The organism is Vescimonas sp. (assembly GCF_057856985.1).
Genome location: NZ_DBLZXX010000008.1, coordinates 40671 through 61278 on the forward strand (window position 1 = coordinate 40671; position 20608 = coordinate 61278).

The following is a 20608-nucleotide window of genomic DNA, read 5'->3' on the forward strand; positions in this document are numbered from 1 at the left end:
TCTCCTGTGCATTTGTTCCCATTTGTATTTTTTAAAAAATTTTTATGCAACTATTTTTGTATAAAAAGAAAAAAATCTCCCGAAAATGGGAGAAAATTCTTTTTGGCATATTCTTTAGAATCTTCACGCAGGCGCGCATGTCTTCCTGCAAAGTTGTTGACGTTTTGCACAAAGCATTTTTGCAACATTTTACGCCGCGGGAAACCGTGGCAGAGAAAGCGTCCGGCATAGCCGAACGCTTTCTCTGCTTTCGGAGAGGACTATTACGCTGCCGCAGAAGCGCTGGCGCGCTTGTTGGACAGGTATTGGTACGCGACGATGGCGCCCACCAGCAGCAGACCCGCCAGGTCGGTGACGGTGCCGGGGATCATCATGCCCAGGCCGCCCACCACCAGCAGGATCCGCAGAGGCCAGCCAATCTTTTTGAACAGGTGGCCGTTGAGGGCCGCGGCGATGCCGAAGATGCCCAGCAGGGCGCTGACACAGATCTGCACCACCTCCCACCAGCCGGAGATGTTCTCAAACAGCAGTGCCGGACTGTATGCGAAGATGTACGGCACGATGAAGGCCGCGATGGCCAGCTTCGTGGCGTTGAGGCCCGTCTTCATGGGGTTGGACTTGGCGATGGCCGAACCGGCGTAAGCCGCCAGCGCCACAGGAGGCGTGATGTCGGCCACGATGCCGAAGTAGAACACGAAGAAGTGGGCAGCCACCACAGGGAACCCCAGCTGGATCAGAATGGGGGCACAGGTGGAGGCCATGATGCAGTAGTTGGCCGTGGTGGGCACGCCCATGCCCAGCACGATGCAGCACAGCATGGTCAGCACCAGGCCGATGATGGTGGCGTTGCCGGCCAGCTGAACGATGGCGTTGATGAGGATGGAGGCAAGGCCGGTGACGGTGATGCAGCCGGCGATGATGCCCGCCATGGCGCAGGCCACGGCCACGGTAATGGCGCCGCGGGAACCGGCCTCCAGAGATTCCACCGCAGAGAAGAAGGAGCGCTTACCGGCGGAGGCCAGCGCCTTGCCGGCGGACTGAGCCTCATGCTCCTCATCGCCGCGCTTTCCCTGCAGGAAGAAGTTGACGAAGCCCACAACGATGGCCGCCAGAATGGAGTAGGCGGCAGAGTGGGACATGGTCTTGCTGCCGGAGGAAACCAGCCACACCAGCAGGATCAGGGGAATGATGAGGTAGCAGTCCCGGGCCAGCAGCTTCCACTTAGGCAGCTGGTCGCGGGAGATACCCTTCAGACCCAGCTTCTTGGCCTCCAGATGGACGGCAATGAAGATGCCGGTGAAGTACAGGATGGCAGGCAGGATGGCCTTCACGGCCACCTGGGCGTAGGGCAGCTTCATGTACTCCGCCATCAGGAAGGCAGCAGCGCCCATGATGGGCGGCATGATCTGGCCGCCGGTAGAGGCGGCGGCCTCCACGGCGCCCGCGAACTCCGGCTTGTAGCCGGTCTTCTTCATCATAGGGATGGTGAAGGAACCGGTGGTGACGGTATTACCCACAGAGGAGCCGGACACCATGCCGCACAGAGCGGAGCTGATAACAGCCACCTTGGCGGGACCGCCGCTGGACCAGCCGGCGATGCGGTTGGCGAAGCTGATGAAGAAATTGGCGATACCGGTGCGCTCCAGGAACGCGCCGAAGATGATGAACAGCACGATGTACGTGTAGCACACGCTGATGGGCGTGCCGATAACGCCGGAGGTGGTGTAGAACAGCTTGTAGATGATGGTCTTGAGGGCGTCATACAGCGTAGCGCCGTTGACGGCACCGGCGTAGCTCAGCTGGTTGATGAACGCATAGACGATCAGCACACCGGCCACGCACAGGATGGGCACGCCCACGCAGCGGCGGCACAGCTCCATCAGGATCAGGATGCCCACCACGCCGATGACGACGTGGACAGTCTCGATACGGGTGGACAGGCGCACCAGCGTCATGGCGTTCAGCGCGAAATAGAAGAAGCAGAACGCGCCCACCACCATCAGCACGATGTCGTACCAGGGCAGGTAGTTCACCCGCACATGATGCTTGTTGGCAGGGTAGGTCAGGAAGCCGATGATGACGATGCAGCCCACGAACAGGGTGAGCCGGATCTCCGGCATATCCTTGGAAAACAGGGTCATACCGATGCAGAACACGCCGAAGACCGCCATCAGGATGCGGATCAGCAGCTGGGGCGTGCCTTCCCACATGCGGGTGGCAGATTCGCGGTCATACTTCCGCATCACCGCATCCAGATCCGCAGCCTCCTCGGCAGAGGTCTCCGCCCCTGCCGCTGGGCGGGTATCCGGTTTTTTCTTATCTTTGCTCATAGTGGCGATCCTCTCGATCTTTTCAGAATAATGCGAGGGCTACGGCGGGATGCCCCGCCGCAGCCTCGTAAAGTGTCAAATCCGCGTTAAGGATCAGTCGCCGAAGTACACGTCCTTGGCGATAACAGTCTTGGTGTAGTAGTCAGAGGTCTCCAGCAGCTTGGTCACGTGCTCATCATCCAGGCTCACCAGATAGGTATCCTTGGTGGTGGCCAGGTCGGTGACGGCGGTGGTGGGCGCACCGGCCACGATGAAGGCAGCGTCGATCTGGCCGTTCTTCAGGGCGTCAGCGCTGTCGCCGAAGGACTGGTAGGTGGGCTTGATGTCGTTCTCGGTCAGGCCGTAGGCACCCAGCACGTCGATAGCGTTGAAGTACACGCCGGAGCCGGGAGCACCGATGGACACGGACTTACCGGCCAGGTCGGCCACGGTCTTGATGTCAGGGTTGGTGGTGACGATCTGCACCTGCTCCATGTACAGGGCAGCCACCGTGGAGAAGCCCTCCACCTTGGTGTCGAACAGGTTGGTGCCGTTGTAGGCGTAGGCCATGACGTCAGACTGGCAGAACGCAAAGTCGGCGGTGCCGTCCACCAGCTCCTGCACGTTGGCCTGGGAGCCGTTGCCGGACAGGCCCACCACGTTCACGCCGGCGTTGTTGGTGGCGTGCTGGGCGATGACGGAGCCGAAGGCGTAGTAGGTGCCGGACTCGCCGCCGGTGACGAACCGCAGGTTGCGGGAAGCGCCGGTGCCAGCGCCATCCTTGACGGCGGCCACATCGATGCCCTTCTCAGCGAAGTACTTGGCAGCGCCGGGGTGATAGGGTACGGAGGTGATGGACGCGCCGTACTCCAGGCTCAGCTCGCCGTACTTGGCGTGGCTGGTCACCAGGTCTGCGGCGTTGTCGAAGATATCGGCCACGAACTTGTACACATCGTCCTCAGCCACATCGTCGCGGGCCAGGATCACCGCGCCCACCGCCACCGTAGTGGTGTCGGTATGCTCGGGCTTGCTGGCGCTGTCGCCGTTGTCGCCGTTGTCGCCGCTGCCGCCCTTATCGCCGCAGGCCACCAGGCTCAGCGCCATCATCAGGGCAAGGATCATGCTCATCAGTTTCTTCATAACAGTCTTCTCCTTCATATACCCCTCCGCTTGAGGGGCTTGCTCTTACAGCGCCCATTATAACGCGGCTTTTCCTGTTTTGCAACATCCAAATACATAAAAATTCATTTTTTTGAAAAAGTTTTTTCACAAGCGTTGTCCGATCTGTCTGATTTCGCCGCCGTTTTTTATGCACTCTTTCGATTCTGTCGGAGTTTTGGCACGATCGATGTTTTCACTGAGCAACATGGTAAATTGTGATTTTGATGGGCAATCCTGCAAAATTGCAGGAATTTTCCGCTTTTCCTGCAAATCAACCGGTCAAAATGCAGGGGCAGGGGCGCAAAAAAGAGGAGCATCCAAGATGCTCCTCTTTTTTAACGGTATGCGTTCCGCTTACTTGCGGGCCTTGCTGTCCACCACATCGCGCAGCAGAGCGCTGAAGTCCGCCAGGGACATGGCGCCCAGATCCTCGCCGGTACGGGTACGGACGGAGACGGTGCCCGCCTCCATGTCGCGGTCGCCCACCACCAGCATATAGGGGATCTTCTCCAGTGTGGCCTCGCGGATCTTCTTGCCCACCTTCTCGTTGCGGCTGTCCACCTCCACGCGGAAACCCTGCTTACGCAGCTCCGCGGCCTGCTGGGCGCAGTAGTCGGCGGCGCGGTCGGTAATGGGCAGGAAGCGCACCTGCTCCGGCATCATCCACGTAGGCAGCGCACCGGCGTACTCCTCGATAAGGTAGGCCAGCGTCCGCTCGTAGCAGCCCAGAGACGTGCGGTGGATGATATAGGGCAGGGCCTTGTTGCCGTTCTCGTCGATATAGTACATACCGAAGCGCTCGGCCAGCAGCATATCGATCTGGATGGTAACAAGGGTATCCTCCTTGCCGTAGACGTTCTTGTACTGGATATCCAGCTTGGGGCCGTAGAACGCGGCCTCGTCGATGCCCACGGTGTAGTCCACGTCCAGGTCCTTCAGGATGCGCTCCATCACGGACTGGGCGTGATCCCACTGCTCCGCCGTACCCTCATACTTGTTGTTGGGGTTGGCGGGATCCCACTGGGAGAAGCGGAACGTACATTTATCCAGCAGGCCCACGGTGCCCAGGCAGTACTTGGCCAGATCGAGGCACTGCTTGAACTCCTCCTCCAGCTGGTCGGGGCGCAGCACCAGATGACCCTCGGAGATGGTGAACTGGCGGACGCGGATCAGACCGTGCATCTCGCCGGAATCCTCGTTGCGGAACAGGGTGGACGTCTCGCCCAGCCGCATGGGCAGGTCGCGATAGCTGCGGCCCCGGTTCAGGAAGACCTGATACTGGAACGGGCAGGTCATAGGACGCAGGGCAAAGCACTCCTTGGTCTCGTCCATGGGGTCGCCCATGATGAACATACCGTCCAGATAGTGATCCCAGTGGCCAGAGATCTTATACAGCTCCCGCTTTGCCATCAGGGGCGTCTTGGTCAGCAGATAGCCTCTCTCCTGCTCGGTGTCCTCCACCCAGCGCTGCAGCAGCTGGATGACCCGTGCGCCCTTGGGCAGCAGGATGGGCAGGCCCTGACCGATGCAGTCCACGGTGGTGAAATACTCCAGCTCGCGGCCCAGCTTGTTGTGGTCGCGCTTCAGCGCGTCCTCACGCTCCTTCAGATAGGTCTCCAGCTCGTCCTTGTTGGGGAAGGCTACGCCGTAGATACGCTGGAGCTGCTGGCGGCTGGAATCGCCGCGCCAGTAGGCGGCGTTGCAGGCGGTCAGCTTGATGCCGTTGCCCTTGATGCGGCCGGTGGAGTCCACGTGGGGACCGGCGCACAGGTCCACGAACTCGCCCTGCTTGTAAAAGGAGATGTGGGAGTCGGCAGGCAGGTCGTTGATCAGCTCCACCTTGTAGGGCTCCTCCTTCTCCTCCATGAACTTCAGGGCTTCCTCGCGGGGCAACTCAAAGCGCTCCAGCTTCAGCTTCTCCTTGCAGATCTTCCGCATCTCCGCCTCGATCTCCGTCAGGTTGTCGGGGGTAAAGGCAAAGGGTGCGTCCAGATCGTAGTAAAAGCCGTTGTCGATGCTGGGGCCGATGGCCAGCTTCACCTCCGGCCACAGGCGCTTCACCGCCTGCGCCAGAATGTGGGAGCAGGTATGCCAGTACGTCTTGCGGTACTGCTCGTTTTCAAACGTGTAGATGTTTTCCTCGCTCATGGTACAGTCCTCCTTGTTTTGGGGGCGGGTATAAAAATAACCCCACCCCTGATGTGTTTCAGGGGTGAGGTAAATGACTTTACTCCACGGTTCCACCCTGCTTACGGCATACGCCGTCGCTCGTGACTTCTGTAACGGGAAGCCCCCGTCCTGCTCGTCGCAGGCGGCTCGGGAGTGGTACAGGCTGCGCCGCAGGCAGGACGCTTTCAGCCGGGGCGTCCCTCTCTTTGGCCGTTGGAAAAACAGCTTCTTCTCCGTCAATGCCTTTTTGATGGGGAATAGTATAAACCGCTTTTTGCGGTTTGTCAACAGGTCTTGCCGCGTTTTACCGCAGAACCTCCAGCAGCTCCGCCGCCGTGTCCACGATGACCGCCGCGCCGGCCTCTGCCAGCGCCTGACGGCCCCGAAAGCCCCAGCTCACCGCTGCCAGCGGCAGTCCCGCGTTACGGGCCGTGGCCACGTCCACCTCGCTGTCCCCCACGTAGACGGCGTCGGCAGCGGCTACGCCCAGCGTGTCCAGCGCGCGGAACACCAGATCCGGCGACGGCTTGGGCGGCACATCGTCCCGCTGCCCAAAGGCGGGCAGCCCCGGAAAGAACCGGGCGGCCAGCGTTTTGGTGGTGGCGTCCGGCTTGTTGGACACCACCGCCGTCTTAATGCCCGCCGCATCCAGCGCCGCCAGCACCGCCGGAATACCGGCGTAGGGCGCGGTGTCCACGCAGTTGTGGGCCTGATACCAGTCCCGGTACTCCGCCAGCACCGCCTCGAAGTCCTCGCCGGTGACGGTGGGCGGCATAGCCCGCTCCATCAGCCGCCGTGCGCCGTTGCCCACGAAGGCGCGGACCTCCTCCGTTGTGCGCAGGGGCCAGCCGTGAACAGACAGGATGTGGTTCACCGCGCTGACCATATCCGCCAGCGTGTCCAGCAGCGTGCCGTCCATATCAAATAAGATCGCTTTGTATTTCATGCAGCATCGTTCCTTTCATCGGCGGGACACCCCGCCGCAGGTCGGTGCTATCTTACCACGCCTTCCCGCAGATGGCAAGAGGGATGAGGTGCTCCTCATCCCTCTTGTATGGCCGCCAGCACTACGGTGCGGGCGTCGGTGAACGCCGACGAGCAGGTGGACATGGCCAGCACCCGCTGCGGTCGGTCCGTCGTCTCCCAGCACAGGGCCTCCCCCTCGGCCCAGTCCAGCAGCGGCGATACGTCCTCCTGCCAGTACTCCGGCCGGAAGATGTGTTCCTCCGATGCCGGCACCAGCAGGCAGGCGAACATCTCCAGCGTGCAGGCGCCGTCCGGCAGCAGCAGGGTTCCCGTCCGGTGCTCCCGCAGGAACGCCGCATCCTGATACTTCTCCAGATCGCCGAACATCTGGCCGCTGACCATGTGGTGGCCGTACAGCAGGCTGTACCCGCCGGCGAAGTCCGGTGCGCAGCGGGTATCCAGAAAGATGGTGCCCGCCAGGGAGAAATTCCCGTACACGTCGGTGTTCACGTAGGTCAGGTTGTCCTTTCCCTGCACCACGGGGTAGTCTACGCCGGTACCGTCCAGCGTCACCCAGGCGCACACGTCGGCGTTCACCGCCCGCAGCTCCGCAAAGGGCGCCCCTCCCTCCTGGGGCTTCAGGGTCAGAAGAGACGCCTGCACCTCCTCCGCCGCCGCGTACACCTGCCGGTTGTCCCACAGGGCGTAGCCCGCGTATACCGCCAGCAGCGCCAGCAGCACCGCCACCAGCGCGCTGGTGACATCGTCGAAAAATTTCAGCACCTTATAGGGCAGCATGTCCGTTCCCCCTTACAGCCCGCGGCGGCGCAGCAGGGTGATGACCTTCCCCGCCGCGTCCTGCTGCGGCACCGCGCCGAAGTGACGGCTGTCCCGTCCCCGGGTGCGGTAGTCGTTCAGTATGAACAGACAGCCCTCCGGCACGGTGTAGGGATACGTCACCCCACCGGCGGGATATGTGGGATACAGCACCTCTCCCGCGTGGAGGGTACCGTTGACCCGCAGCGTACCGTCCTCCTCCAGCATCACCACATCGCCGCCCACGGCGGCCACGCGGCCCAGCCGCAGCACCCCCTCCTGCCGGTACAGCACCAGGTCGTCCTGCGCCCACCGGCGCTGGAGCCGGTAGGCGATGAGCAGATCCCCGTCCTTTACGGCGGGGAACATGTCCTGTCCCTCCGCCTGCGTCACCAGCAGCACCACGCCCAGCAGCACCGTCAGTGCTGCCGCCGCTGCCGCCAGCCGCGTCAGCAGTGAGAGGGCCAGCCGCCGGTCCCGCTGCCGCTCCTCCGCCGTTCGCGGCGGGCGCGGCCGTGCCGTCCCCTGCGGTACGGCGTTTCTCTGTTCCATGATGCTCCCCCCTGTCGTTTGCTGGAGCTATGGTAGCACACGCGGGCCGCAGAATACGCCGTTTTCTGTCGGAACCCCGATCTTATTCCCGCACAGGAAAAATAAAAGTCCCCCGGCAAAGCCGGGGGATTTTCCTGTAAGATGCCGTTACGCCGTCCGGCCGCGAAATACCGCGCCGATGAGTTCGATGACCGCGAACACCACCAGATACCACGCCACATTCACGCCGTGGGAGTAGACGGCTGCGAACACCATGAACAGTGAGCATAGGATCGCCAGCACCGGCATAACCTTTCCGCGGAAGGCGGGCAGGTCGCGGCGGCGCATCAGAGCGATGTAGATGGGGATATACAGGACGTACAGCGTGATAATGGGCAGCTCCGAGGAGTCGAATTTGAAGGGGCCGAAGCCGTTCATGATCGTGCCGCCGTAGAAGTACAGCAGCCACAGAGAGCTGACCAGCAGGCCGAACACCGCAGAATTGTTGGCCATACCGGTGTTGGGATCCACGCTGCGGAACATGGCCAGCCGCGGGCTTTCGCACTCGCTGGCCAGGTCGAACATGCCGCGGGTCACGGCCATGGTCAGGCCGTTGCAGGTTCCCCAGCAGGATATGACCACGAACGCAAAGATCAGCGCGCCGCCCACCTGCCCGAATACGTTCTGGAAGGCCAGCTTTGCGCCGGCCTCGCCGCCGGCCATCATGACCTCCGACTCCACCGCGCCGGCAAGGCCAATGTAGTACACCACATACACCACGGCGATGATGACGGTGCCGATCAGCAGGGCGCGGGGCATGTTCTTCTTGGGGTTCTCCAGCTCCGTGCCGATGGAGGTGGCGCAGATCCACCCCTCAAAGGCGAAGGCCAGCGACACCACTGCGCCGAACAGTCCTTCCGCGAAGGGGATCTCCGTCACCACGTGGGTGAAGTTGAAGCTGGTCATACCGTTGCCGAGTCCTACGATAGTGCCCACCACGGCCATCAGCAGCAGCGGGATCAGCTTGATGACGGTGGTGGTGATGGCAAACCGCCCCGCCAGCCGTGGGGCCAGCGCGTTCATGGTGTAGGTGACGATCATGAACACCCCCGCCAGCATCATGGTACGGCCGCCTACCACCGCATCCTCCCAGCCCATCAGCACGCCGAAATAGCGGGCGGGCAGCCAACTGAGCACCGCCACCAGCGAGGGGTAGTAGATGACCGCCATGAACCATCCCACATAGTAGCCGTAGGTCTTTCCGCAGGAGGCCCGGGCGTAGCCCACCAGCCCCTCCACGTCCTGATGGCTCTGGGCCACCACGCCGAAGGTGCAGGCGCTGATGATCATCACCACGCCCATAATAATGAAAGCCAGAATGCCCACGGACAGATTGCCGCCGGTCTTTGTCAGCACCGCCTCCGCCTTGAAGAACACGCCGGAGCCGATGACCGTGCCCACCACCAGCGCGATGGCAACAGGCAGCGTATACCGTTTTTCCATATAGATTTCCTTTCTCTCCCGTTTCGCTTGTGCCCAAATCACAATAATGGGTTTATTATACGCCGTACCGCCCGCGCCGGACAAGCACTTTCCCGTCTTGTGCGGTAGAAATTATGTGTTCTTTTTTGGATAATATGCCCAAAATCCGTTTATTTTTGTCCACTCGGCATATAAAAAGGCGGCGCAGAGCTGCCGCCTGCGCCGTCTCCGGATGGTTTTTTACACGTTGAAGCGGAAGTAGATCATGTCGCCGTCCTTCACCACGTACTCCTTACCCTCGGAGCGCAGCAGGCCCTTCTCCTTGGCGGCGGCCACACTGCCGCCGCAAGCCATCATCTCGTCGAAATTGATGGTCTCCGCGCGAATGAAGCCCCGTTCGATGTCAGAATGGATCTTGCCTGCGGCCTGGGGGGCCTTGGTGCCCTTTTTGATGGTCCAGGCGCGGCACTCGTCCTTGCCGTAGGTCAGGAAGGAAATTAGGCCCAGAAGGTCGTAGGAGCACTGGATCAGCCGGTCCAGACCGGACTTCTCAATGCCCAGATCCGCCAGAAACATGGCCCGCTCCTCGGGATCGTCCAGCTCGGCGATATCCTGCTCCAGCTTGGCGCAGATAGGCAGCACCTGCGCGCCCTCCTTCTCCGCCAGCTCACGGACGGACCGGAAATAGCCGTTATCCTCGTAGTTGGCAAAGCCGTCCTCATCCATGTTGGCGGCGTAAATAATGGGCTTCAGGCTCAGCAGATCCGCCGTCTCGATGATGGCGCGGTCGTCCTTATCACACTCGAAGGTGCGGGCGGACTTACCGGCATCCAGATGGGCAGCCAGCGCCTTGAACACCTCGGCCTCGTGGAGGAACTTCTTGTCGCCCTTGGCAGCCTTTGCCGCCTTCTCCACGCGGCGGTTCACCATCTCCAGATCCGCCATGATCAGCTCCAGATCAATGGTGCCGATATCGCCCAGCGGATCCACCGGCACGTTCTGGCTGGCGTCCGCCACCACGTGCATGATGTTCTCGTCATCGAAGCAGCGCACTACATGAACGATGGCGTCGGTGCGGCGGATGTTCTCCAGGAACTTGTTGCCCAGGCCCGCGCCCTGACTGGCGCCCTTCACCAGGCCCGCGATGTCCACGAACTCAATGACGGCGGGCGTCTTTTTGTCCGGCTGGTACATCTCTGCCAGCTTGTCCAGCCGCGCGTCCGGCACGGCCACCACGCCCACGTTGGGCTCAATGGTGCAGAAGGGATAGTTGGCGCTTTCGGCGCCGGCATTGGTGATGGCGTTGAACAGGGTACTCTTGCCCACGTTGGGCAGCCCCACGATACCTAATTTCATAGAGGATAACCTCCCTTATATTTTTCGACTATATATCATACCATCTTTCCGCGGCGCATGCAAGCGCGGTGGAAAAAAAGACCGCCCGAGGCGGTCTTTTTCCGGTATTTCGTGTGCGCTTACGCCAGGAAGCCCCTGAGAATGGTGTCCTCGGCCTCCTCCTCCGTCAGGCCCAGCGTCTCCAGCTTCAGCAGCTGGTCGCCGGCGATCTTGCCGATGGCCGCCTCGTGGATGAGCTGCGCATCGGGACAGTTGGCGGTGATGGCCGGTACGGACTCGATCTTGGCCCGGCCCATGATGATGCTGTCGCACTGGACGTGGCCGAAGCACTGGGCGTTGCCCACCATGACGGGGCGGAATACCTGATGGGACTGGTCCTGCGCCACGGAGCGGGAGATGACGCGGCCCTTGGCATCGCAGCCGTTGAGCTGGATGTTCATATCGCTCTCCGCCGTCTGGCTGCCATGGGTCAGCAGGCGCTCCGTCACCACCACCTCGCTGCCGGCCTCGCAGAAGAAGTCCGTCTCCCGCTTGGTGGAGTCAATGCCGCGGATCTGGATGGTGTCCATCTGCATGGTGGAGTTCTCTCCCAGATACACCACGGTCTTGGGGTTCATCACGTTGCCGCCGGTCTGACCGGGGTCGTTCTCGCCGTAGTGCTTTTCGCTGTATCGCACCCGGGCGTTTTTGCCGATGTGGAACGTATGGATGCCGTCGTGGCGGCTCTCGTCGCAGCCGGAGTTGTGAATGCCGCAGCCTGCCACGATCTCCACGTCGCAGTCGTCGCCCACGTAGAAGTCGTTGTAGACCAGCTCGCTCAGGCCGGTCTTGCTGATGATGACGGGGATGTAGCACTTCTCCCCCTTAGTGCCCGCCTTGATGCGGATGTCGATGCCCTGCTTCCCGTCGGCGCGGGGCGTGATCTCAATATGCTCGGTGGACTGGCGGGCCTCGCAGCCGCTGTCCTTGCGGATGTTGAAGGCGCCCACGGGCTTGCCCGTCAGGTCCGCGATTTTTTCCAGCAGCTTGGCATCAATATCGGTGATCATTGTACGCCCTCCTTTCTATCCAGCACGGGACAGCCGCCCAGCGTATTCGCCAGGATCAGCGGGAATATCTCCTGGGTGCTGCCGCGGTGGGCGATCTGTCCGTTGGCGATGACCACGATCTCGTCCGCCAGACGGATGATGCGCTCCTGATGGGAGATGATGATCATGGTGGCGTGACCCTCCTGATGGATCTGCTCAAAGGTCTCGGTGAGCCGCGCGAAGCTCCACAGGTCGATGCCCGCCTCCGGCTCGTCGAAGATCATCAGGTCGCTCTGCCGCGCCAGAATGGTGGCGATCTCGATGCGCTTGACCTCGCCGCCGGACAGGGACACGTCCACCTCGCGGTCCAGATAGTCGTTGGCGCACAGGCCCACCTTGGTCAGGTACGCGCAGCACTTGTCCTTGCTGAGCTTCTCCTGTCCCGCCGCCAGAAGCAGCAGGTCGTGGACCGTGATGCCCTTGAACCGCGGCGGCTGCTGAAAGCCGTAGCTGATACCGCGGCGGGCCCGCTCCGTGATGGACATGTCCGTCACGTCCTCGCCGTTATACAGTACGCGGCCGGACGTGGGCTGCACCAGCCCCATGATAACCTTGGCCAGCGTGGTCTTGCCGCCGCCGTTGGGGCCAGTGAACACCACCAGCTTGTGGTCGGGAATGGTGATGGAGACGTTTTTGAGAATGTCCTGCTCCCCATCGGGAGTGGATACGCGATAACAGATATTCTGCAGTTCCAGCATGAATGCCTCTCCCCTCTTTGAGGTAATATCTGACAGCAGTATACCAGAGCTTTCCACGCCGCTTTATGGCATCTGCAACAGTCAAAAGAAAAAGTGCTGTGACTTCACAACCCCGTCAGTGTAACAGATTCCCCCGCAAAAAGCAATCTTTTCCTGCGTATTTTGCCGCAACCAGGCGCCGCAGGCGCACCGCCGCCCCTCTGCGCATAGTATGCCGTGAGAAGGAGGCGTTCAAACATGGAGCAGGAACTGAACATCGCCTATGACCAAAAGCTGACCCGCGAGGTCTGGCAGCGGGTGGCACAGTCGCTGCCGCCGCTGGAAGCGCCCGCCGCGGATACCGGCAGCTGCGGCATCGCCGCCCCGCCGCCGGAGGACAGCACCCATCGCCTGCGGCGGTTTATCGATGAGGAGCTGTCCATGGCCCGCGCCTACCGCCGTCAGGTCCGCTGCGCTCCGCCTTCGGCCCGCCGGACGCTGCTGCGCCTGTCGGATGAGGAGTTGGCCCATGCCCGCACACTGCTGGCCGCCCACTATCTGCTGACCGGCCGGTACTACCGGCCCCCCACCCCCGTGGGAGAGGAGCCCCGCTCGTCCTGGTGCCGGCTGCTGCGGGAGCTGTACCGCGAGGAAACCTGCGGCGGCTGGGCCTACGCCCAGGCTGCGGAAGACACGGAGGACGTGTGTCTGCGGGACATTTTCCGCCGCTTCAGTCAGGCGGAGTACGGCCACGCCGCCTCCCTGCTGCACCTGTTGGAAAGCAGCTTGACAACAGGGAATAACCTGCTAAAATAGGGGGCAATTCAACACCACAAAGGAGGTCTGGAAGATGAAAGAGTGCATCTCCCGCGAAGCGGCGCTGGCCGCCCTGAAAGAATATAATAAGGAACCGTTCCACATTCTGCACGGTCTGACGGTGGAGGGTGTCATGCGCTGGTATGCCAACGAGCTGGGATGCGGCGAGGATGCGGACTTCTGGGCCACGGTGGGCCTGCTCCACGACATTGACTTTGAGATGTGGCCGGAGCAGCACTGCGTCAAGGCGCCTGAGCTGCTGAAGAAGGCCGGCTGTTCCGATGAGTTCATCCACGCCGTCTGCTCCCACGGCTACGGCCTGTGCTGCGATGTGGAGCCCACCCACGAAATGGAGAAGGTGCTGTTCGCTGCCGACGAACTGACGGGCCTCATCGGCGCCGCCGCCCGCATGCGTCCCAGCAAGAGCGTCATGGACATGGAGGTCAGCAGTCTGAAGAAAAAGTACAAGGACAAGAAGTTCGCCGCCGGCTGCTCCCGCGATGTCATCAACACCGGCGCCGAGCGCCTGGGCTGGCCCATCGAGGAGCTGATGGAAAAGACCATTCTGGCCATGCGCAGCTGCGAGGAGCGCGTCAATCAGGAGATGGAGACTCTGGCCTGACCCACGCAGCACTGTAAAGCGTGTCCCCTGTACCGCCGCCGCACCCCAAAGAATGCCCTGTGTGAATACACAGGGTGTTCTTTTTGCCGTTTTATACGATTTGTTGTCGTTTCTCTGCACTGTATTGCCGTTGTGCTGAATAAGCCGCCGATAAGAAGCAGCCTTTTTCCTTGCCTTTCCCTCCCGTTTATGGTACAGTAAAAACGTTGAAAATCGCGGGTTTCTCCCCGCATTTGCCGGGTATCCCGCCCCTGCGGCGCAAAAGCCTGCACATACTTCATCCACTTCTGCGCCCCCGCTCATAAGGAGGTCCCCTATGCGTATCGCCATCGCCGGGACCGGCTATGTCGGTCTGTCCATGGCCGTCCTGCTGGCCCAGCACAACACGGTCACAGCCGTGGACATCGTCCCCGAGAAGGCGGACCTTATCAACCGCCGCATCTCCCCCATCGCCGACTCCGAGATACAGGAGTACCTGTCCGCCCGCCCGCTGGACCTGACCGCCACCACCGACGGCGACAGCGCCTATCGTAATGCGGAGCTGGTGCTGATCTCCACCCCCACCAACTACGACCCCGACCAGAATTATTTCGACACCTCGTCGGTGGAGAGCGTCATCCGTCAGGTCATGGCCGTGAACCCCAGTGCCGCCGTGGTGATCCGCTCCACCGTGCCCGTGGGCTTCACCGAAAGCGCCCGGATCAAGCACGGCTGCCGCCGTCTCCTGTTCAGCCCCGAGTTCCTGCGGGAGGGCCGCGCACTGTACGACAACCTCTACCCCAGCCGCATCGTGGTGGGCGTCTCCCAAGACGACTCCCAGCTGCGGCAGACCGCAGAGGCCTTCGCCGCCCTGCTGCGGGAGGGTGCCGTCAAGAAGGACATCCCCGTCCGCTTCATGGCCCCCACGGAGGCGGAGGCTGTCAAGCTGTTCGCCAACACTTATCTGGCCCTCCGCGTCAGCTACTTCAACGAACTGGACACCTACGCCCAGGTCCGCGGTCTTGACACCCGGGCCATCATCGAGGGCGTCTGCCTGGATCCCCGCATCGGTGACCAGTACAACAACCCCTCCTTCGGCTACGGCGGCTACTGCCTGCCCAAGGACACCAAGCAGCTGCTGGCTAACTACCGTGATGTGCCCCAGAACATCATCTCCGCCATCGTGGCGGCCAACAGCACCCGCAAGGACTTCATCGCGGAGCAGATCCTGGCCAGACACCCCCGGATCGTGGGCATCTACCGCCTGACCATGAAGGCCGGCAGCGACAACTTCCGCCAGTCCTCCATTCAGGGCGTCATGAAGCGCATCAAGGCCAAGGGTGTGGAGGTGGTGGTCTACGAGCCCGCCCTCCGCGAGGACCGGTTCTTCAACAGCCGCGTCATCCGCGATCTGGACGAGTTCAAGCGCGTCAGCGACGTGATCGTGGCCAACCGGTACAGCGACGATATCCGCGACGTGCCGGACAAGGTCTACACCCGCGATCTGTATTTCCGTGACTGACCCCAAAGGAGGTGCCCCTATGGACCGGATCACCGGCGTGATGATGTCCCTGCTGACCGGTCAGGTCTGCGGCGGAGAGCCGCCCCTCCCCGCCCTGACGGCGGATGAGGCGGCACACCTGTACGCCCTGTCTAAAACCTACGATCTGGCCCACCTCGCCGGCAGCGCCCTGCTGCACCGCGGCCTGCTGCCGGACGGTCCCCTGCGGGCCGCTTTTGAAAAGCAGGTGCTGCTGGCCGTCTACCGCTGCGAGACGCAGGGCAGCGACCTGGCCCAGCTGGATGCCCTGCTCACCCACGGGCAGATACCGTTCCTGCCCCTGAAAGGCTCGGTGCTGCGGCAGTACTACCCCCAGCCGTGGATGCGTACCAGCTGCGACATCGACGTGCTGGTACACCCCGCTGATCTGGACCGCGCCGTGGCCCTTCTCTGCGAGAATGGCTTCACCATCGGTGAGAAAAGCACCCACGATGTGGCCCTCACTGCCCCCGCCGGCTCCCACATAGAGCTGCACTACGACCTCATTGAGGACGGCATGGTGAACGACGCCGCCGCAGTGCTGCGCCGCGTCTGGGATACCGCCGTGCCCCACGGGGACAGCACCCTTCGGTACGACATGCCGGACGATCTGTTTTACTTCTACCACATGGCCCACATGGCCAAGCACTTCGTCTCCACCGGTGGCTGCGGCATCCGCCCACTGCTGGATGTCTGGGTGCTGACCCACCGCATCCCCTTCGACCGCCGGAGCCGCGACCGCCTTTTGGCGGAGGGCGGCCTGTCCGCTTTCGCCCAGCAGGCGGAGCTCCTGTCGGAGGTGTGGTTCGGCGGCGCGGCCCCCACCGCCGTCACCGACCAGATGACCTCCTACATCCTCCGCGGTGGCCTGTACGGCAGCATGGAAAACCGCATCACGGTGCAGCAGCAGAAGCAGGGCGGCAAGCTGCGGTACGCCGCCTCCCGCATCTTCCTGCCCTACGACACCCTGAAGCACCACTACCCCGTGCTGGAGCAGCACCGCTGGCTCACCCCCCTGATGGAGGTGCGCCGCTGGGGGAAGCTGGTGTTCTGCGGCGGCCTGAAGCGCTCCGTGCGGGAGCTGCGCTGCAACAGCGCCACGCCGCGGCAGCAGGCGTCGGAAACCCAGTCCCTCCTATCCGTTCTGAACCTGTAACCGAAACCAAAAGGACCCGTGACCACCCTTACAGGGCGTTCACGAGTCCTTTTTCTCTACCGTCCGCAATATTCTCGTCGAATATTACGCTTTGTTGTCGCTATTCAATGGCCACGATGTAGTAATACACCGGCTGCCCGCCGGGCAGGGCGCTGACCTCCGCCTGAGGGCACACTGTCTCGAACAGGGCCGCAGCCCGGGCGGCGTCCTCGTCAGACACGCCCTCACCGGCGTAGATGGTGATGAACTCGGCGCCCTTGTCTGACGCCATGCGGGCCAGCCGCTCCAGCAGCACGTCCAGATTCCGGTCGGTACCCATCAGCTTGCCATCGCACAGGGCCAGATAGTCGCCCTCGTTGATGGCAAACCCGTCGAAATCGGAGTTGCGGGCGGCGTAGGTGATCTGTGCCGTGGTGACGTTGGCCGCAGCGTCGGTCATGGCCTGCAGGATCACTTGGGCGTCCGGTTCCTCGGGGTCCACGTTCATCATGGCGGAGATGCCCTGGGGCACGGTGGCCGTAGGGACTACCACGACTTCCTTCTCCGACAGGCCCACGCACTGCTGGGCCGCCATGATGATGTTCTTGTTGTTGGGCAGAACGAACACCACCTCGCTGGGGGTCTGATCGATCTCCCGCAGGATGGCTTCGGTGGAAGGATTCATCGTCTGGCCGCCGGAGACGATGCGGTCCACACCCAGGTCGCGGAATACCGCAGCCAGGCCCTCACCGGCGCACACCGCCAGGAAGCCGTACCGCTTCTCCGGTGCGGCCACGGCGCAGGCGTTCTTCTCCAGTTCCTCCTCGATGGCGTCCAGATCATCGGTGGACTGGGCCTTGCGTCCCGCCGCCAGATCCGCCGCCTGAGTGCGCATGTTCTCGATCTTGGCCAGCTCCAGCGTACCGTACTTCTGGGCCTCGTTCAGGGCGTCGCCCGGGGTGTCGGTGTGGACGTGAACCTTGAAGGATTCGTCATCCTCGCCGATGACCAGACTGTCGCCGATGCTGCCCAGATATTCCCGCAGGCCGTCCAGCGGGCGGTTCGTGGTCTTGCGCACGATGAACACGGTGTCGAAGGCGAAGGTGATGTCCTCATCGCCGATGGCGGCAAAGTCCGCCTTCTCCTCGGCCTGCTCCTCCACCTCGGGGATCTCCTCGCCCCGCAGGGCACGGAGCATGCCCTCCAAAATAATGAGGTAGCCTTTGCCGCCGGCATCCACCACGCCGGCCTTCTTCAGCACCGGATTCATCTCCGTGGTCTCCGCCAGCGTGGCATAACCGGTCTTGATGGCCTCCTCCAGCACATAGTCGGCGTCGTTCCGCTCGCCTGCCGCCTCCAGCGCGCGCTGGGCAGCCAGACGGGACACGGTGAGCACCGTGCCCTCTGCGGGCTTCATCACCGCGCCGTAGGCGGTGGCCACGCCCTCCTGCATGGCGGCGGCCAGCTGTGCGCCGTCCGCCTCCGCCACGCCCTTCAGAGCCTTGCTCATGCCGCGGAACAGCAGGGACAAAATGACGCCGGAGTTGCCGCGGGCGCCCCGCAGCAGGCCGGAGGCCGTGATCTTGGCCGCCTCCTCCACGGTGGCGGGCTGATTCTTGCGCAGCTCGTTCACCGCCGTCTGGATGGTCAGGCACATGTTGGTGCCGGTGTCGCCGTCGGGCACCGGAAAAACGTTGAGGTCGTTGATGGTCTGTTTCTGCTGTGCGATGCACGCGGCGCCGAAGGCGACCATCTGCTTGAAGGCGCCGCCGCTGATCCTATCTGTCATGTCCTAATTCTCCTTCTCGGCGATGTCACACAGTGACGGAATCCACGCAGACGTTAACCGCCTTCACGGTGACGCCGGTGTTGAGATTGACCACATATTTGACCTCGCTCATAATGGAGCGGCAGACAGTGGCGATGTTGACGCCGTTCTCCACCACGATGTGCAGCTCGATGGAAACGGTATGGTCATCGTTGTACGTGACCTTGACGCCCTTGCTCATGGCCTCCGGCCGGAGCAGATGGACCAGACCGTCCGTCATGCTGCGCTGTGCCATGCCCTTGACGCCGAAGCAGTTGGTGGCCGCCGCGCCGGTGATGGTGGTGAACACCGCATCGCTGATGGTGATCTCGCCCTGCTCAGTGGGGACTTTTATCATAGCTGACTTCCTTTCTGCGGAATACCGCCATCCGTCCCGCCGGTGCAGGAACCTGCCCGCTTGCCGCGGCGGATGGCAGCAAAAATAATAAGCCCAATTTAATACGTTATATTATATACTACTTCCCGCCGGAGTACAAGAGAAATTTCCTGCGCCGCCTGCCGCCGCGAAAAAAGCGGTTCGAACGCGCAAAAATGCGGAGAGCGGCACGGTGTGCCGCTCTCCGTAGCCCTTACCTTCACCGCGCCGCTCAGCCGCGGTTACCGAAGAAGTAGTTGTAGAATTCCTGAAAGTTGTCGGGCATCTGGCCGCCGTAGCTGTTGCCGCCGTTGCCGTAGCCGTAGCTGTTGTCGCTGCTCTGGCTGCTGTCATCGGAGCCGGTGGTCTGGGGCTGGGTGTCAAACGTCAGCTCCACTTCAATATACTGCCCGCTACGGTACACCGTCAGCGTCACGGTATCACCGGCGCGATAACCCTTCATAGCCGCGGACAGATCCTGACGGGAGGTCAGGGTCTTGTCGCCCATCTTGGTGATGACATCGCCCAGACGCAGACCGGCCTTGTCACCGGCGCCGCCCTCCACCACGGAGTAGACGAACACGCCCTCCGTGACGTCGATATTGAACTGTGCCGCCATCTGCTCATTCATGGTGCCGGCAGTGATAGCCATGTAGGCCTTATCCGTCACAGCGCCGTTTTCCATAATGTCGGTGATGATGCTGCGCACGTCACTGATGGGAATGGCGAAGCCCAGACCCTCCACCGTGGTGCTGGAGTAAGTGGAGTACTTGGCGGACACGATGCCCACCACCTCGCCGTACAGGTTCACCAGCGGGCCGCCGGAGTTGCCGGGATTGATGGAGCAGTCCACCTGGATCATGTTGAAGGGGGTACCGTCCACGTTGATGGCGCGGTCACAGCTGGACACGATGCCCTGGCTCATGGAGAATGTCAGCTCGCCCAGCGGGTTGCCGATAGCCAGCACGGTGTCGCCCACGTTGACGTCGGCGCTCTCGCCCAGCGTCACAGGCTGCAAGCCGGAGGCGTTGATCTTCAGCACCGCCACATCGTAGTCGCTGTCGCCGCCGATGACGGTGGCATCATAAGTGTCGCCGTTGTACAGCGTCACCTCCACAGAGCTGGCGCCGCTGACAACATGGTAGTTGGTGACCACATAACCGTCCTCGGTGATGATAAAGCCGCTGCCGGAGGAGGCAGTCTGGGTCTGCTGGCCGAAGATGTTGGTGCTGGTGGCAGAGCAGTTGATGGACACGGCGCTGTTCACCACGGAGGCGTACACCTCGGCAGGCTCCATCTTGGTCTGACCGTCCACGTTCTTCACCTGCACCGACACGGGCTGGCGCGAGCTCTGCTGGATGGCGGTCCTGGACGTACTGCTCCCGGCGATGGCCGCGCCGCCCCAGCCTGCCAGTCCGCCTGCCACGGCGCAGGCCAGGATCAGCGCCGTCACCTTCACGGCAGTGCGGTGGAAGAATCCCCGCTTCTTGGGAGACTCCGGCGCAGGCGCCGGTGCGCGGTTGGGGCCCGGCGCGTAGTCGTCGTGGGGCAGTTGATCCCGATTGGTATAGCGATACTGATCGCTGCTTCTGAAGTCATCGTTGTAATACATAAAAAATACCTCCTCTTTCGGCGGACCATATGATTTTTGATGCTTGTGGCAGCGGGAAATTCGTGGTATGATACCGCCGCCGGGAAATTTCTTTTTCTATCTTATAGGATAAACACTTTCCTTAATCCAAGCTTTAAGTTTCCGCTGGAAATTTTAACTTTTTGAA

17 protein-coding genes are annotated in these 20608 nt (G+C 62.0%); 4 read left to right on the forward strand and 13 right to left on the reverse strand.

What is annotated here, in order from left to right; translation table 11 throughout:
* Window positions 1-263 precede the first annotated feature (263 nt).
* The 10 genes from ACZM22_RS07085 to ACZM22_RS07130 all read right to left on the reverse strand — a co-directional run bounded on the left by ACZM22_RS07085 (window position 264) and on the right by ACZM22_RS07130 (window position 12576).
* Entirely contained in the window at window positions 264-2330 is a 2067-nt protein-coding gene (locus ACZM22_RS07085; RefSeq protein ID WP_484424595.1) for a TRAP transporter permease, read from the reverse strand.
* Window positions 2331-2423: 93 nt separating this feature from the next.
* Window positions 2424-3449: a TAXI family TRAP transporter solute-binding subunit gene (locus tag ACZM22_RS07090; RefSeq protein WP_489543570.1), complete on the reverse strand. Its 1026-nt coding sequence runs from the start codon at window positions 3447-3449 to the stop codon at window positions 2424-2426.
* Between the two features lie 375 nt (window positions 3450-3824).
* Entirely contained in the window at window positions 3825-5618 is a 1794-nt protein-coding gene (thrS, locus tag ACZM22_RS07095; RefSeq protein WP_489543571.1) for a threonine--tRNA ligase, read from the reverse strand.
* 325 nt (window positions 5619-5943) lie between these two features.
* Complete coding sequence (locus tag ACZM22_RS07100; RefSeq protein ID WP_489543572.1) at window positions 5944-6585, reverse strand: HAD family hydrolase; 642 nt, start codon at window positions 6583-6585, stop codon at window positions 5944-5946.
* Window positions 6586-6680: 95 nt separating this feature from the next.
* Window positions 6681-7403: a class B sortase gene (locus tag ACZM22_RS07105; RefSeq protein ID WP_489543573.1), complete on the reverse strand. Its 723-nt coding sequence runs from the start codon at window positions 7401-7403 to the stop codon at window positions 6681-6683.
* A 12-nt stretch (window positions 7404-7415) separates the two neighbouring features.
* Entirely contained in the window at window positions 7416-7973 is a 558-nt protein-coding gene (gene lepB / locus ACZM22_RS07110) for a signal peptidase I (RefSeq protein WP_483267887.1), read from the reverse strand.
* A 147-nt stretch (window positions 7974-8120) separates the two neighbouring features.
* Window positions 8121-9455 carry an APC family permease gene (locus tag ACZM22_RS07115; protein ID WP_484424601.1) on the reverse strand — a complete coding sequence of 445 codons (1335 nt, stop codon included), beginning with the start codon at window positions 9453-9455 and terminating at the stop codon, window positions 8121-8123.
* Between the two features lie 219 nt (window positions 9456-9674).
* On the reverse strand, window positions 9675-10790 hold the full coding sequence (gene ychF, locus ACZM22_RS07120; RefSeq protein WP_489543574.1) for a redox-regulated ATPase YchF: 1116 nt from the start codon (window positions 10788-10790) through the stop codon (window positions 9675-9677).
* A gap of 119 nt (window positions 10791-10909) precedes the next feature.
* Window positions 10910-11839 (reverse strand): SufB/SufD family protein, encoded by a 930-nt coding sequence (locus ACZM22_RS07125; RefSeq protein WP_489543575.1) that lies wholly within the window; start codon window positions 11837-11839, stop codon window positions 10910-10912.
* Window positions 11836-12576: an ABC transporter ATP-binding protein gene (locus tag ACZM22_RS07130; protein ID WP_489543576.1), complete on the reverse strand. Its 741-nt coding sequence runs from the start codon at window positions 12574-12576 to the stop codon at window positions 11836-11838. Before ACZM22_RS07130 ends, ACZM22_RS07125 begins: the two co-directional genes overlap by 4 nt.
* Window positions 12577-12813: 237 nt before the next feature.
* Between ACZM22_RS07130 and ACZM22_RS07135 the strand changes: the two genes are divergently transcribed.
* The 4 genes from ACZM22_RS07135 to ACZM22_RS07150 all read left to right on the forward strand — a co-directional run bounded on the left by ACZM22_RS07135 (window position 12814) and on the right by ACZM22_RS07150 (window position 16668).
* Complete coding sequence (locus tag ACZM22_RS07135; RefSeq protein ID WP_489543577.1) at window positions 12814-13371, forward strand: hypothetical protein; 558 nt, start codon at window positions 12814-12816, stop codon at window positions 13369-13371.
* Between the two features lie 34 nt (window positions 13372-13405).
* Window positions 13406-13993 carry a hydrolase gene (locus ACZM22_RS07140; protein ID WP_484424605.1) on the forward strand — a complete coding sequence of 196 codons (588 nt, stop codon included), beginning with the start codon at window positions 13406-13408 and terminating at the stop codon, window positions 13991-13993.
* A gap of 316 nt (window positions 13994-14309) precedes the next feature.
* Window positions 14310-15494 carry a nucleotide sugar dehydrogenase gene (locus tag ACZM22_RS07145; protein ID WP_489543578.1) on the forward strand — a complete coding sequence of 395 codons (1185 nt, stop codon included), beginning with the start codon at window positions 14310-14312 and terminating at the stop codon, window positions 15492-15494.
* A gap of 19 nt (window positions 15495-15513) precedes the next feature.
* Window positions 15514-16668 (forward strand): nucleotidyltransferase domain-containing protein, encoded by a 1155-nt coding sequence (locus ACZM22_RS07150; protein ID WP_489543579.1) that lies wholly within the window; start codon window positions 15514-15516, stop codon window positions 16666-16668.
* Window positions 16669-16768: 100 nt separating this feature from the next.
* Here ACZM22_RS07150 and ACZM22_RS07155 read toward each other — a convergent pair whose 3' ends face one another.
* The 3 genes from ACZM22_RS07155 to ACZM22_RS07165 all read right to left on the reverse strand — a co-directional run bounded on the left by ACZM22_RS07155 (window position 16769) and on the right by ACZM22_RS07165 (window position 20442).
* The gene (locus ACZM22_RS07155) at window positions 16769-18436 is read right to left on the reverse strand and encodes a DAK2 domain-containing protein (RefSeq protein ID WP_489543580.1); all 1668 of its coding nucleotides are present in this window, start codon (window positions 18434-18436) and stop codon (window positions 16769-16771) included.
* A 25-nt stretch (window positions 18437-18461) separates the two neighbouring features.
* Entirely contained in the window at window positions 18462-18812 is a 351-nt protein-coding gene (locus tag ACZM22_RS07160) for an Asp23/Gls24 family envelope stress response protein (protein ID WP_489543581.1), read from the reverse strand.
* Between the two features lie 250 nt (window positions 18813-19062).
* Window positions 19063-20442, reverse strand: a complete 1380-nt coding sequence (locus tag ACZM22_RS07165) for a S1C family serine protease (protein WP_489543582.1) — start codon at window positions 20440-20442, stop codon at window positions 19063-19065.
* Between the last annotated feature and the right edge of the window lie 166 nt (window positions 20443-20608).